This window comes from Ruegeria sp. YKSD179 (genome assembly GCF_059612885.1).
In genome coordinates this window covers 40,596-53,584 of the sequence record NZ_JBXWRL010000035.1, presented here as the reverse complement: position 1 = coordinate 53,584, position 12,989 = coordinate 40,596, and the positions used below count along the sequence as shown (strand labels likewise).

20 protein-coding genes are annotated in these 12,989 nt (G+C 52.8%); 6 read left to right on the top strand and 14 right to left on the bottom strand.

All coding sequences use genetic code 11. The features are described 5' to 3' along the window. On the bottom strand, window positions 1–381 hold a 381-nt coding region (locus AC2FNE_RS16255), incomplete at its 3' end, for an AsmA family protein (RefSeq protein WP_496805799.1). A 99-nt stretch (window positions 382–480) separates the two neighbouring features. Here AC2FNE_RS16255 and rimO point away from each other — a divergent pair. Further along, window positions 481–1,878 (top strand): 30S ribosomal protein S12 methylthiotransferase RimO, encoded by a 1,398-nt coding sequence (rimO, locus tag AC2FNE_RS16250; RefSeq protein WP_170607207.1) that lies wholly within the window; start codon window positions 481–483, stop codon window positions 1,876–1,878. 9 nt (window positions 1,879–1,887) lie between these two features. On the opposite strand, the gene AC2FNE_RS16245 is transcribed toward rimO, so the two are convergent. Further along, entirely contained in the window at window positions 1,888–2,244 is a 357-nt protein-coding gene (locus AC2FNE_RS16245; protein WP_170607210.1) for a diacylglycerol kinase, read from the bottom strand. A gap of 133 nt (window positions 2,245–2,377) precedes the next feature. Then, complete coding sequence (locus tag AC2FNE_RS16240; protein WP_170478530.1) at window positions 2,378–2,566, bottom strand: hypothetical protein; 189 nt, start codon at window positions 2,564–2,566, stop codon at window positions 2,378–2,380. 228 nt (window positions 2,567–2,794) lie between these two features. Here AC2FNE_RS16240 and AC2FNE_RS16235 point away from each other — a divergent pair, with 228 nt between their 5' ends. Next, window positions 2,795–3,037, top strand: coding sequence for a CDGSH iron-sulfur domain-containing protein (locus AC2FNE_RS16235; protein ID WP_170607212.1), 243 nt, complete (start codon window positions 2,795–2,797; stop codon window positions 3,035–3,037). Between the two features lie 6 nt (window positions 3,038–3,043). Here the strand turns inward: AC2FNE_RS16235 and AC2FNE_RS16230 are convergent, their stop codons facing one another. From AC2FNE_RS16230 to AC2FNE_RS16210, 5 genes are all read right to left on the bottom strand, one after another. Continuing rightward, window positions 3,044–3,301, bottom strand: a complete 258-nt coding sequence (locus AC2FNE_RS16230) for a DUF6455 family protein (protein ID WP_170607214.1) — start codon at window positions 3,299–3,301, stop codon at window positions 3,044–3,046. Beyond that, window positions 3,301–3,570 carry a DUF6455 family protein gene (locus AC2FNE_RS16225; RefSeq protein ID WP_367648178.1) on the bottom strand — a complete coding sequence of 90 codons (270 nt, stop codon included), beginning with the start codon at window positions 3,568–3,570 and terminating at the stop codon, window positions 3,301–3,303. Before AC2FNE_RS16225 ends, AC2FNE_RS16230 begins: the two co-directional genes overlap by 1 nt. Window positions 3,571–3,584: 14 nt before the next feature. Then, entirely contained in the window at window positions 3,585–3,836 is a 252-nt protein-coding gene (locus tag AC2FNE_RS16220; RefSeq protein WP_170607216.1) for a DUF6455 family protein, read from the bottom strand. A 78-nt stretch (window positions 3,837–3,914) separates the two neighbouring features. Further along, window positions 3,915–4,274: a YigZ family protein gene (locus AC2FNE_RS16215; RefSeq protein WP_170478519.1), complete on the bottom strand. Its 360-nt coding sequence runs from the start codon at window positions 4,272–4,274 to the stop codon at window positions 3,915–3,917. Next, entirely contained in the window at window positions 4,271–4,975 is a 705-nt protein-coding gene (locus AC2FNE_RS16210; RefSeq protein WP_170478516.1) for a M48 family metallopeptidase, read from the bottom strand. The genes AC2FNE_RS16215 and AC2FNE_RS16210 overlap by 4 nt, the downstream gene beginning before the upstream one ends. 122 nt (window positions 4,976–5,097) lie before the next feature. On the opposite strand from AC2FNE_RS16210, the gene AC2FNE_RS16205 reads away from it, so the two are divergent. The 3 genes from AC2FNE_RS16205 to AC2FNE_RS16195 all read left to right on the top strand — a co-directional run bounded on the left by AC2FNE_RS16205 (window position 5,098) and on the right by AC2FNE_RS16195 (window position 6,768). Next, complete coding sequence (locus AC2FNE_RS16205) at window positions 5,098–5,346, top strand: DUF8831 family protein (RefSeq protein WP_170607220.1); 249 nt, start codon at window positions 5,098–5,100, stop codon at window positions 5,344–5,346. A 148-nt stretch (window positions 5,347–5,494) separates the two neighbouring features. Next, a complete protein-coding gene (locus AC2FNE_RS16200; RefSeq protein ID WP_170607222.1) occupies window positions 5,495–6,073 on the top strand; it encodes a nitroreductase family protein in 579 nt (192 codons plus the stop codon). After that, the gene (locus AC2FNE_RS16195) at window positions 6,070–6,768 is read left to right on the top strand and encodes an EI24 domain-containing protein (protein WP_170607224.1); all 699 of its coding nucleotides are present in this window, start codon (window positions 6,070–6,072) and stop codon (window positions 6,766–6,768) included. Before AC2FNE_RS16200 ends, AC2FNE_RS16195 begins: the two co-directional genes overlap by 4 nt. A 3-nt stretch (window positions 6,769–6,771) precedes the next feature. Here the strand turns inward: AC2FNE_RS16195 and AC2FNE_RS16190 are convergent, their stop codons facing one another. Both AC2FNE_RS16190 and mce read right to left on the bottom strand, forming a co-directional pair. Further along, on the bottom strand, window positions 6,772–7,047 hold the full coding sequence (locus AC2FNE_RS16190) for a DUF1467 family protein (protein ID WP_170478505.1): 276 nt from the start codon (window positions 7,045–7,047) through the stop codon (window positions 6,772–6,774). Between the two features lie 9 nt (window positions 7,048–7,056). Then, complete coding sequence (mce, locus tag AC2FNE_RS16185) at window positions 7,057–7,461, bottom strand: methylmalonyl-CoA epimerase (RefSeq protein WP_170607226.1); 405 nt, start codon at window positions 7,459–7,461, stop codon at window positions 7,057–7,059. Between the two features lie 135 nt (window positions 7,462–7,596). Here mce and AC2FNE_RS16180 point away from each other — a divergent pair, with 135 nt between their 5' ends. Further along, window positions 7,597–8,313, top strand: coding sequence for a response regulator (locus tag AC2FNE_RS16180; protein ID WP_496805798.1), 717 nt, complete (start codon window positions 7,597–7,599; stop codon window positions 8,311–8,313). Window positions 8,314–8,564: 251 nt separating this feature from the next. Here AC2FNE_RS16180 and aspS read toward each other — a convergent pair whose 3' ends face one another. The 4 genes from aspS to AC2FNE_RS16160 all read right to left on the bottom strand — a co-directional run bounded on the left by aspS (window position 8,565) and on the right by AC2FNE_RS16160 (window position 12,809). Continuing rightward, window positions 8,565–10,340 carry an aspartate--tRNA ligase gene (gene aspS / locus AC2FNE_RS16175; RefSeq protein ID WP_170607230.1) on the bottom strand — a complete coding sequence of 592 codons (1,776 nt, stop codon included), beginning with the start codon at window positions 10,338–10,340 and terminating at the stop codon, window positions 8,565–8,567. 77 nt (window positions 10,341–10,417) lie between these two features. Beyond that, entirely contained in the window at window positions 10,418–11,089 is a 672-nt protein-coding gene (locus tag AC2FNE_RS16170) for a CPBP family intramembrane glutamic endopeptidase (protein WP_496805797.1), read from the bottom strand. Further along, window positions 11,086–11,733 carry an aminotransferase class IV family protein gene (locus AC2FNE_RS16165; protein ID WP_170607232.1) on the bottom strand — a complete coding sequence of 216 codons (648 nt, stop codon included), beginning with the start codon at window positions 11,731–11,733 and terminating at the stop codon, window positions 11,086–11,088. The genes AC2FNE_RS16170 and AC2FNE_RS16165 overlap by 4 nt, the downstream gene beginning before the upstream one ends. Continuing rightward, window positions 11,688–12,809 (bottom strand): aminodeoxychorismate synthase component I, encoded by a 1,122-nt coding sequence (locus AC2FNE_RS16160; RefSeq protein ID WP_496805796.1) that lies wholly within the window; start codon window positions 12,807–12,809, stop codon window positions 11,688–11,690. The genes AC2FNE_RS16165 and AC2FNE_RS16160 overlap by 46 nt, the downstream gene beginning before the upstream one ends. Between the last annotated feature and the right edge of the window lie 180 nt (window positions 12,810–12,989).

The window sequence follows — 12,989 nt, the reverse complement described above, 5'->3', positions numbered from 1 at the left end:
ATTCCCCAAAACCCAATTTCCTCGACCGTCAGATATTTCGAGCCGTATAACCGGGCTTTCAGCGATCACTCGCTTAACGCGCATTTCACCAGAAAAAAGTGCCAAAGCATCTACACCGACAGACAAGCTTTTGGCACTTAACATCGGCTCGGAGCCGGCCCAGGGGGCGTTGCTAAAGGTAACGGGACCGGTTTCCATCCCAAGTACAGGCCAGAAGGACAGATGGACATCGCCTGAAAGTGTCAGTTCACGCCCGGTACTGGCTTTTACCTGTTCTGCGAGAATAGCTCCAAGTTTATCCGCAGGCATCAACAGCAGGGCACCGATGATCAATCCGAAAACTGCTGCAAAAATGAAAAGGAGTCTTACCAACCACTTCATAGCTGCCACCTGCCTTGTTCGGCTTTTCTGCTCTGATTTAAGTCAGCCCTCAAAAAGTGATATTTGCAAGGGGAAGCTTTCCCCTCTATACGCCGCGCCATGACGACAAACCCGCCAAACCTTCGCCCCGACCTCGCGCCTGCTGCGCAGATCACCGATACTCCGCGTCGCGGTCAACCTACGCTTGGAATGGTGTCCCTTGGATGCCCCAAGGCACTGGTGGACAGTGAACGAATTCTGACCCGGCTTCGCGCAGAAGGATACGGTATTTCCCCTGATTACGCAGGTGCAGATGCCGTAATAGTAAACACATGCGGATTTCTTGACAGTGCAAAGGCAGAATCCCTAGACGCCATTGGTGAAGCGTTGGCGGAAAACGGCAAAGTTATCGTTACCGGCTGCTTGGGCGCCGAGCCGGATTACATCCGGGAACACCACCCTCGCATATTGGCTGTAACTGGCCCGCACCAATATGAACAGGTGCTGGATGCCGTACACGCTGCGGTTCCACCTGATCCAAACCCCTTTGTCGATCTGCTTCCTGCCTCTGGGGTGAAACTTACACCACGCCATTACAGTTACTTGAAAATTTCAGAAGGCTGCAACCACAAGTGCAAGTTCTGCATTATTCCTGATATGCGCGGCAAGTTGGTCAGTAGGCCAGCCCATGCGGTATTGCGTGAGGCGGAAAAGCTGGTCGACAGCGGCGTGCGCGAGCTTTTGGTGATATCTCAGGATACATCGGCCTACGGTTTGGACCGGAAATACGACATCAACCCTTGGAAAGATCACGACGTACGAAGCCACATCACGGATTTGGCTCGAGAGCTGGGTCAGCTGGACGCATGGGTGAGGCTGCATTACGTCTATCCTTATCCCCATGTGCGGGATCTGATACCGTTAATGGCGGACGCGGGATGCAATGTGCTGCCTTATCTGGATATTCCGTTTCAACACGCTCATCCCGATGTTCTGAAACGCATGGCGCGCCCTGCTGCAGCCGCCAAGACATTGGATGAGATTACCGCGTGGCGTGGGGATTGCCCGGATATTACGTTGCGATCGACCTTTATTGTTGGCTACCCGGGGGAAACAGAGGCCGAGTTTCAAACATTACTGGATTGGATGGATGAGGCCCAGTTAGATCGCGTGGGATGTTTCCAGTACGAAAATGTTGCTGGTGCCCGATCAAATGACCTCCCCGATCACATTGCACCCGAGGTCAAGCAAGACCGCTGGGAACGCTTCATGGAAAAGGCCCAAGCCATATCCGAGGCCAAGCTTGCAGCTAAAGTCGGCAAAACCATTGAGGTAATCGTGGACGACATTGACGAAGAGGCCGCCACATGCCGGACCAAATCGGACGCTCCGGAAATCGACGGCAATCTTTTTATTGATGAGGGCTTCGGGTCGTTGAAACCGGGCGATATTGTAACTGTCGAAGTTGACGAGGCTGGCGAATATGACTTGTGGGGGCGGATTTCCCCAAAGTCATAACCGCACCGATCAGATTAGTTGGATTATGGCTAGTGCCCAGGCGATTCCTGCTGAAACAGCCGTCAATGCCACTGCCGCGCTGGCGGCGTCCTTAGCTTGGCCGGCAAGTTTACTATGGTCAGTAGAAGTATGATCGACTGCCCGCTCAATCGCGGTGTTGAACAATTCGGACACAAGAACCATCAGTCCCAGCACAAGGATTAATGTCCGTGCACTGCTGCCAATCGGTAACCAGAAGGCCAAAGTCGCCGAGACCAGGTTAGCCCATACCCAAACCCGAAACGAATATTCTTCCCGGTAAGTTGCAACAAGGCCCTGCCAGCTCCACCGGGTTCGGTGGTGCAGTCGCACAAAGAAGTTGCGCATGTGCTGGCTCCCGCATTTTGGATTGGCGGAAAATCGCCTGTTCGGTTAAAAATGTGAAGAAAAAACCGCCCGTTGGGCGGCTTTACGATCCTAAGAAAACGGGTGGCCCAAGAATGGGCCGCCTGAATTAAAATTATTGTGTGACCGGGTTACATACGGTCTGACCAGCCTCTGTTGTGGCCAGGCCATAACCTGCCGGACAGCTAGGTGTGCCGTATTTATCATATTCAGGAGTGATATAAACCGGGGTCGGTTCCTCTTGCTGCGAGCAAGCGGTCAGAACTACAGCCGTGGCGCAGATAGCAGCGAATTTGAGTTTCATGTCCGTCAGTCCTCTATTACTTTTCTGATATTGCCCAGTTTTTCGGGGCCGAAATCAGGATACGGCTAAGATAGCGGTCTGGCAACAGCGTTGATAACGTATCTGTGATTTAAAGCGAAACAGCGCTGCAATTATGCACTTTGGTATGATTCACCGAAGGCAGGCTGCCGTTTGATACAGACTGCGTTAGGGTGTTGAAACGACATCAGCGAAGAACGGAGCAGCCATATGTCAGAATCCCCGACTATTGCCCAAAAGGCACCCTATCCCATCGAGGTAACTGAGGGAAAAACCTATTTCTGGTGCGCATGTGGCAAATCTAAACGGCAGCCATTTTGTGACGGTTCGCACAAAGGATCAGGCATTGAACCCGTCAAATTTTCAGCAGAAGCCAGCAAGAAAGTGTTTTTTTGCGGTTGCAAACACAGCGCCAACGCACCGTTATGTGACGGCGGCCACTCCAAGCTTTGATCTTGGTTAGTTCAGCGCGTTCAGATCCTTTGCGTTGACGCAAAATTCAGGCGCGGCCTGTGCCCGCGCCTGCTGCTTGGCCAGCCAGAAGTAGCACTTTTCGCTACAACCTGAGTGTTGGCAGCGCGCCACCAATTCAGCAAAACCATCAGCCTTTAACCTGCCTTCCGCAATCGCATCGGTGAACGATACCCCCATGCAACGCGCAACAGAACGGGTAAGCCAAAAGTGTTTCTCGGCTTCATCGAGTGGACTGGGAACCATCAGTTTGCTTTCGATTTTTTGGATTTTAGTGCAGCCAACCTTTCCCGGTTAGGGCAAGTTTGGGGCGCATCTGACGCTAAATCGTTTCGGTTCAACCATTCCGGACAGCCACTCGCCCATTCGCATTTACGGCATGATTGCACCATTTCAGCCCAATCATCGTGACCAAGAATTCCTTCACGATGAGCGGCAGCAAGGTCAATCCCGGTAGTTTGCCCCATACGCAATACTAAACGCAGGTGAGGCATGATCTGCCCGAGCTTTCGCATTTTTTCCGCCGACATCAGGGTCGTAGCCTGCGCAGTAGATCGCGATTGCGACAGTATTCCGGCGAATGGTCTATATTGACAGGCTGTGCCAAAAGACTTTCACAATGAACGGGGTTCGCGCATTTCGTGCACCTCAATACCGCATCAGAAATCTCATCCATCGCTACAGCGCCAGCGATAGCCGCCTCTTGTAGGTCCACCCCTAATCGGTCGGCCATTTGGTCAACAAGCGCTGCGTGGCGTTTCAACAGTTCGCGGTCCGACATGAGACCTCCTTTCCGTAACACGCTTTGGGAAAGGCTATTACTTTCAGTGTCTCGTGCCCTTGACACAGGTCAAAATCGTCATCCCAGGTTGTCCAGATAGGCTCGCGTTGCGTCCTGTACACGACGAAACCTGTCGCCGCCCAATTTTTTTCCTCCGTACCAGCGAGTTACGATGATCAAATGCTCACTGAGTTCTGCGCGCTCCATCATTCGAAGGATTACCATCCCCGCGCCGGCCTCTCCGTCGTCGGCTTTTAACGACCCTGCGGGCAATACCGCGGCCCAAGAGTTATGCGTGGCTTTTGAATACGCCTTGTCGGATTTGAGTTCGGCCAGCATCGCGTCGATTTGTTCACGGCTCTTCACCTTTCCGCCGGAAACCGCATATTTCGATCCACGATCAGTTAAAACCACACCCAGACACGTCAGCGTCGTCATCTGGTAAGCCCAAGTTTGGCAGACGTATCCAGAACGACCTGCACCCGTTCAGCATTTGGCGGGTGTGAGGCCAGGAATCGATCGCCCGGGTCCGGAATTCGTTGGAAGAATTTCAATCCAATCAAAGGATTATATCCTGCCGCATTTGTGATAATCGTTCCAAGTTGATCAGCTTCCAATTCGAAGGCCCGAGAATAATATTGCGCACCCACCTCTGCGCCCAATTGTTGGGCTCGTTCGATGCCTGCCGCGTCTTCGCCTTGACGTCGCGCAAGATCTCCAAAGATAATTGCGCTTTCCCGAGCGTTTTCAGCCTGACGGGCAATGTGTCCCAGAATATGATGAGCCGCTTCATGACCCATGACAAATGCAATCTCATCCGCGTTTTGTGTGGACTCAATCATGGCCTGAGTGAAAATGATCAATGGGCGTCCATTTTCGTCCAGCGTCTGAAACGCATTTGCCGACGCGCGTCGGTCCAGATCAATGAGAATCACGAAATCACAATTGACGGCTCGGGTCCGGCGGCGGCATTCGGTTCGCGAAGCTTCAGCCACTGACTTGCTGACTTGGTTGAACGACGCGGCCAGCTCCTGCGATTCTGAGGATTTTGGTGTCCATTCTGACGAAGGGATGGCTTCGACATAAGCAGATTCACATGCCGCCAGAGCAAGAACCAACGTCAGGGCGAGACGGCGCATGAGCAAATCCTTTCAGTCGATCTCTCCGGCAGGCTACTATAACGTTGCAATCTTTGTTGTTCCACTGGCGAAATGAAATACAACGGGTTGCAATGCCCTATTTGTATCGGCACTGTGGGGCCATGTTTTCAATTGAGCATGAATTCGACTCGACAGTCATCACATTGGTGGACGAAGGCACAAAGCCTTTGCAAGAAGACATTGTCATCAACAGCTTTGCCGAGTGCGTAACGATTGAACAACTGGATCCAAGAACGGACAAGGTTCAAAAGATCACCCTTTCGCCTGAGCAGGTTCGTGACCTCGCTGCAGCTCTGGACTTGCCGGAGGGTGTTTATCAGATTCGCGAAACGGACCGTCAGGACATTTAGGTACAACACAAACTGGGCAAGATATTCAACTCGAACTCCTGTTTTCCGGTTTGATGTTGCAATTGATTTGCCATTCCTACCAGTCTGCCCTTGAAAATATGACCCTACGGGCCGAGATAAGCACCGCCCATGTGAAGAAAGTTAACATATGTCCTTGAAGAACCCTGCAGCGTTGGACTTTCTGCAGTCGCGCCGGTCACGCCCGGCTAAGACGCTGGTCGCTCCTGCGCCTAACCGTGAACAGTTGCTTCCGCTTTTAACAGCTGCCGCGCGTAGTCCGGATCACGGCAAATTAGAGCCGTGGCGCTTTGTTGTTTTAGAAATTGGCGCTTTGCAAAGGCTTGCCGACCTGACGGAAAACCGGGCTGCAGCTATGGGTAAAAACGCAGAAGAGATCGCCAAGGCTCGCAGTCAGTTCGATATGGGTCTTCTGGCCGTGACTGTCATCGAGGTTCAAAAACCTTCTGAAAAGATACCCGCGATTGAACAAACATACTCGGCCGGAGCCGTTTGTCTGGCGTTGCTGAACGCGGCTCTGGCCGCTGGATGGGGGGCAAATTGGCTATCTGGCTGGCAGGCACACGACCGGGAGTTTTGCAAAAAAGGATTGGGATTGGCTGAAAATGAACGCGTTGCCGGGTTTATCCACATCGCAACTGAAAGCGTGTCACCGCCCGAACGACCCCGTCCAGATGTTTCAGCACTCACACAGTGGGTGTCTGAATGATCGTACTGAACGCTTTTTTTTCGGCGCTTGGCCAGATCGGTGATCCTAGATTCCGGGGCGTCCTTATGCGGGGCGTCGGCTTGACCCTGTTATTGTTGATTATTGCTTGTGCCGGTGCAATCTGGTTGATCAATATCTGGTCAGGAAGCGAAATTTCCTTGCCCTTCATTGGAGCCGTGCCATGGCTAAACGATGTACTGAACTATTCTGGCATCGTACTGGTTTTGATTTTACCCATTTTTCTTATGGTACCCGTAGCGTCTGCCATCACTTCGATGTTTCTAGACGAAGTAGCGCAAGCTGTAGAGGATCGGTATTACCCAAACCTTCCCCAAGTATCGCCTGTTCCCATCGGTGACGCCTTGTGGGACACGATAATCTTTCTTGGCGTTTTAATCGTGGCGAACCTTTTGGCATTAATTTTCTATGCGATGTTCCCGCCGTTTGCGCCTTTCATCTTTTGGGCTATGAATGGATTTCTTCTGGGCCGCGAATACTTCACCCTGGCCGCAATGAGACGGCTTGGACGCGAAGGAGCGCAGAAACTGCGCGCCAAACATTCTACGACTATATGGCTAGCGGGAACGTTAATGGCGATCCCATTATCCGTGCCGTTGCTGAACCTCGTGATCCCTGTCATCGGCGCAGCGACTTTCACACATATCTATCACAAGTTGTCGGACACTCACGTCTAGGGCTTAATCACGTGGCTCAAGTTGGTTGAGCCAGTCGAAATCGCGAACAGAGATTAAACCGGACAGAATAACTCCGGTGATAATCGCCCATAACACCAATGAGATTCCAGTTGTGATCCAGATTTTCTTTTTTAGATGGTGAACTTCGGGTGCTCCGGCGTGCGTGCCAGGTACAATATCGCCCAGATCACCCTGTGTTTTGATCCGCACCGGCAAGACCACCAAAAGGGTCAGAAACCAAATAACAGCAAAAAGAACCAGTGCAGCGGTTATTGTCATCGGCACACCTCAGACTTGCTCCAACTCGACCAAGCAACCATTAAAGTCCTTGGGATGCAGGAAGAGTACAGGTTTACCATGCGCACCAATTTTCGGCTCGTCTGAACCCAAAACGCGGGCGCCTGTTTCCTTCAAGTGATCGCGGGCCGCAATGATATCTTCAACTTCATAGCAGACATGGTGGATACCACCTGAAGGGTTCTTTTCAAGGAATCCGTTTATCGGGCTGTTTTCACCCAATGGATACAGAAGTTCGATCTTTGTATTAGGTAGCTCGATAAAGACAACGGTAACACCGTGATCAGGTTCGTCCTGAGGGTCGCCCACCTTTGCGCCCAGCGCATTGCGATATTGTGCCGAAGCTGCATCAAGGTCGGGGACGGCGATAGCGACGTGGTTCAGGCGACCGATCATGGATATCTCCTCTGTTCTGCGTTGCAGCGGTTATGGGCGCTGCCCGGCCAAAGGGCAAGTGCGCCAAATTGCCCGTTAACCCGGTGTTAGCTGAGAGTTCCTAGCGTGGGGCATCTGCTGATTAGGAGTTCTGCCATGGACGATTCGGGACAATTCATAACCCGCCCCACGCCCACTAAAATGCGGCCGCTTCTCGGCCAGACCGTACTTGTGGTCGAAGATAGCCGATATGTTTGCGATGCAATCCGCTTGATGTGTTTGCACAGCGGCGCGCGCTTCAGGCGGGCAGACTGCCTAAAGTCAGCGCGGCGGCATCTGCAGATTTACCGCCCATCCGTTATTGTCGTGGATATGGGCCTGCCTGACGGCATTTGGTCAGATTTGATCGCCGAACTGGCCGATGAAGTCATTCGCATTGACGTCATTCTGGGACTCTCGGGCGATGACGGGGCCGAGGCAGAGGCAATAAATGCAGGGGCAGATGGCTTTTTGAACAAACCACTGAAATCTCTGGCCCAGTTTCAAACCGCGATCTTGCGGCATGTTCCAGAAGATAGGCGGCCTGATGGATCTGACTATATCCGTGACGAAACAATACGACCCGATCCCTTAGCCTATCAGGATGATATGGCACAGATTGCCGATGTGTTGACTGGGCCGACCGACCACCGCAGCTTGGACTACGCAGCCCAGTTTTTAAGTGGTGTTGCACGGGATGCCAACGACACGGTTCTGGCCAATGCAGCACAACAGCTGGCTTTGGTCCGCGCAAGTGGTACACCCGTGACAGTACAAGCCGCCAGAGTTGCTGGTTTGGTTCAGAACAGGTTAGAGCAGCACGGAGCCGTCTGAATTGGAGATTGCGTATTTCATAACCGCAACCATTCTGTGCGTCTGGGCCTACTTTCAAACGCGGCGTACGGCAAAGGCAATCCGATCCAGCCGAAAAAACCTCGACGAGCTGATTGAACGAGATTGAACCGCAAGTTCTGCTCAAGCAACGCGAATTAGTACAGCAAACTCAAGACAGGTCGAGGTTCCGTTCGAACCTATGCCTATCGAAAAACAACAAACCGCCCTGACAAGTAAGGGCGGTTCGGTACTTAATCTTGAGGAATAATTCTCAACCCCAGTTCCATCAACTGATCCGGCGTCGGGTCCGAAGGCGCGTCCATCATCAAATCTTCTGCTCGCTGATTCATCGGGAACATCATGACTTCGCGGATATTTGCTTCGTCTGCCAACAGCATCACAATCCGGTCGATGCCCGCAGCACAACCACCGTGCGGCGGCGCACCATAGTGAAACGCGTTAAACAACGCACCAAATCGGGATTTGACTTCGTCTTCACCGTAACCAGCCAATTCAAACGCTTTCAGCATGATGTCCGGCTTGTGATTTCGGATTGCACCGGACACCAACTCGTATCCGTTGCAGGCAAGGTCGTATTGGTAACCGCGCACATCCAACGGATCGCCTTGTAGGGCTTTCATTCCACCCTGCGGCATAGAAAACGGGTTGTGTTCGAAGTCAATCTCACCGGTTTCTTCGTCCTGCTCATAGATCGGGAAATCCACGATCCACGCAAATGCAAAGCGATCCTTTTCGGCAAGACCCAGTTCATCGCCAATCACGTCACGCGCTTTACCCGCGACTTTTTCAAAGGCTTTCGGCTTGCCTCCCAAAAAGAAGGCCGCATCACCTTTGCCAAGTCCCAGTTGTAAACGGACGGCCTCGGTGCGCTCGGGGCCGATATTCTTGGCCAGCGGTCCCGCCGCCTCCATACCGTTTTCGCCTTCTCGCCAGAAGATATAGCCCATTCCAGGCAAACCCTCTTTTTGCGCAAACGCATTCATTCGATCACAGAACTTACGGCTGCCGCCGCCCGGCGCAGGGATAGCGCGGATTTCGGTTCCCTCTTGCTCTAACAATTTGGCAAAGATCGCAAAGCCGGATCCACGGAAATGTTCCGACACAACTTGCATCTTAATCGGGTTACGAAGGTCCGGCTTGTCAGTGCCGTACCAGAGCGCAGCATCCTTATAAGAAATCTGTGGCCAGTGCTGGTCAACCTTACGACCACCTCCGAATTCTTCAAAAATGTCGGTCATAACGGGCTGGATTGTGTCAAAGACGTCCTGCTGTTCAACAAACGACATCTCAAGGTCCAGCTGGTAGAAATCGGTCGGCGAGCGATCCGCGCGAGGGTCTTCGTCTCGAAAGCAGGGCGCGATCTGAAAGTACTTGTCAAAGCCAGACACCATGATCAACTGTTTGAACTGTTGTGGGGCCTGTGGCAGGGCGTAAAACTTCCCTGGATGCAGGCGCGAAGGGACGAGAAAGTCGCGCGCGCCTTCGGGTGAGGATGCTGTAATTATCGGCGTCTGATACTCACGAAAGCCCTGATCCCACATGCGGCGACGCATCGACGCCACAACGTCAGAGCGAAGAGTCATATTGCGCTGCATAGCCTCACGACGCAGGTCCAGGTAGCGATAGCGCAGCCTGGTTTCTTCCGGGTATTCCTGATCGCCAAACACCATCAGCGGCAGCTCTTCTGCAGCACCGAGTATTTCCAACTCGCGAACGTAAACCTCAATCTCACCTGTTGGAAGTTTTGGGTTCACCAGTTCCGGATCCCGAGCCTTGACAGTGCCGTCGATACGGATGCACCACTCAGAACGAACTGTCTCGAGTTCGGCGAAAGCTGCGCTGTCCCCATCACACAGAACTTGTGTCACGCCAAAATGATCGCGCAGGTCGATGAACAAAACACCGCCATGATCTCGTACGCGATGCACCCAACCGGAAAGGCGGACGGTTTCACCAACATTGGCGGCGGTCAGGGCGGCGCAGGTGTGGCTGCGGTAGGCGTGCATGCAATATCCCTTCGGGCACAGAATTCGTCGCGCCGATACACCCCGTCGGGCGCGGAAAGTCAAGGCAGGTCGCACCGTCAGAACGGCCTGTTCACATTGCCCGAATAGAAATAGACGCCCAACCCGACAGCGAAGATTATGTTTCCGGCAATCGCGTGGAGTAAAACCGCGTAGAAAAAAGAACCACGCTTGCGGTATGCCCAAGAAAAAAGCAGGCCACCGCCAAACGTCATAACGGCGACAATCCAGCTCCAGTACATAAGATGGGCAAGCGAAAAAAGCGCGGCGTTGAGAAGGTAAACCTTTCGCCCTTGCGGAAGGATCGCATGATAACGTCGGTAAAACAGGGACCGGAACAACAACTCTTGTGGCAAGGCAGAGGCAATAGGATAGCCAGCCCAGATAAACGCCAGCAGCTCTGGCCTGTTGATTAGAAGGAAAAATGCAGCTTCCGGTCGGGTCAACATAACCATGGATGTACAGATCGCGGTCATAAAAACTGAAAAGACCAGCAACTCCTTCCACGACCAATTTCGCCAGTTGTACCTAAGCTCTGCCCAGTAAAATCCCTGAGTAAAGTGCAACAGGACAATGCCTAGTGCGGTGAACGAAAAAAGCGATGGAAACATCCAGTCAGGCGGAAAGAACACAGCGATAATTACAGGGATCGCAACAAAAAATAGGCCGAACTCCAGCTTGAGCCTATTACGGCTTGGTTCAGTTACTGCCCAGTTTTCGTGCTTTTTCACGTTGTAACAAGCTCCGCCCGGATTAGCCCCCGTAGGGAATTGCCCGCATAGACATTTTTCGCCTTCTGCAAATCACTCAATCTCAACGTTGCGGGTCTGGCCTGACCTGTATCGATGAGTTCCTCACGAAGGATTCCAGGCAACACGCCGCTTGCATCCGTCGGGGTAAGCAGGCAACCGTCAGGCGTTTCTAGAAACAAGTTACTGATCGTACCTTCGCATAGCTCGCCCCGTTCGTTAAGAAAGAGCATTTCGTCCACGCCTGATGGCAATGATGCGCGGGCAGCGTCATAGATATGACGCCTAGTGGTCTTGTGGCGAAGCCAAAAGTCGGATGCGTTCAACCTTTCTTTTGAAATCGCCTGCTGCCAGAAACATGGATTCCCTGCCAATGCTCCGGTCGTTAAATGAAAATTGCCTTTCGTATCTAGCGTAAGGCGACAGCGCAGTGCATTTTCCCCTTCTGCCTTACTCAATGCTTCAACCGCTGAAACTTTGTCGAAAGGTATTCTAAGCGTAGCCGCAGATCGTGACATGCGCGCAAGATGGCGGTCCCGTCGAATGAACCCCTCTTTTGGCCGAAAGGCCAGCGTTTCGATCAGGCGGAAATCAGGCTCAGCTGGCGGGCAAAGCGGGCTTTCCATAACGCCTCCTCATATTCGGACGGGGCAGTGCTGCCCCAAACTACACCTCCTCCTACATTCAAGGTTGCCTGGTTGTCTTCAACCATCAGTGTACGGATCGCCACGTTAAATTCGGACCGCCCATCCGGAGCGGCCCAACCAATGGTGCCGCAATAAATGTCACGCGGCCAAGGTTCGACTGAAGACAGAACTTCCATAGCTCGGATTTTTGGTGCCCCAGTGATTGAACCGCAGGGAAACAGAGCTGTCAGGATTTCAGACAAACCAATGCCCATTTGCAACTGCGCCTGCACCAAAGACACCATCTGATGGACAGTTGCATATGTTTCGACTTTGAACAGTTCTGGCACCTTAACAGATCCGGCAAGTGCAACACGGCTGATATCATTTCTTAAGAGGTCGACGATCATAAGGTTTTCAGCCCGGTTTTTTTCGTCTGCACTTAAAAAGGCGCGCCTTTGGGCGTCCTCGACAACGTTATCGCCGCGAGGTTGCGTACCCTTCATGGGGCGAGTTTCTATTTGCCCCTCTGCGTCAGTGCGAAAGAACAACTCAGGCGACCGGCTTAGCAAATCCGGTAACCCATCCTGCTCAACCCGCGCACCATGTCCCACTGGCTGTCCTGCTGCCAACGCAGCAAACAAATTCCCGATGTCTCCATCAAAAGTTATGTCTATAGGAAAAGTCAGGTTAGCTTGATAGATTTCTCCGGCCCCGATGGCGTCATGAACTGCTCGAAAGGCTTCGGAATAAGTTGCTTCATCCCAACGTGGATTGAAGTCCAACACCCCGCCGGCGACCTTGGGCAACGGAGATTGATCAGGATCAGCATAGACGCCAAAACACAACAGCGGTAGGCGCCTTCCGTCAGGAATTAGGTTTGTCAGGCGCGGTTCCAAAGCATATCCCAGTTCGTAACTGGCGTATCCAGCCAGCCAAGCGCCACTCGCGCGCGCCTTATCCAGCGCCGCCATAGCATCGGGTACTTCGGCGGCTTGATCCGCACGGATAATGTCGGTGGGGCGCTGAAAACGGGTTCCTCGCCCAGCCGGTCCCTGATCAAAACGAATTTGCAATTGCGACCCCATTTGCCGTGATGCGCGATATAGAGAAAAAGGCAGCAAGTGAAAGGGGTGAAAGCGGCAAATTCGCCACTGTTTCCGATCCCTCTTGAACCTTTTGGCCCGGTCCCTATAACGCAGGACAATTTGGGCGCTTGGGCAGCGTCCGCGACTCGTGCAAAAGCGAAGGGGCCA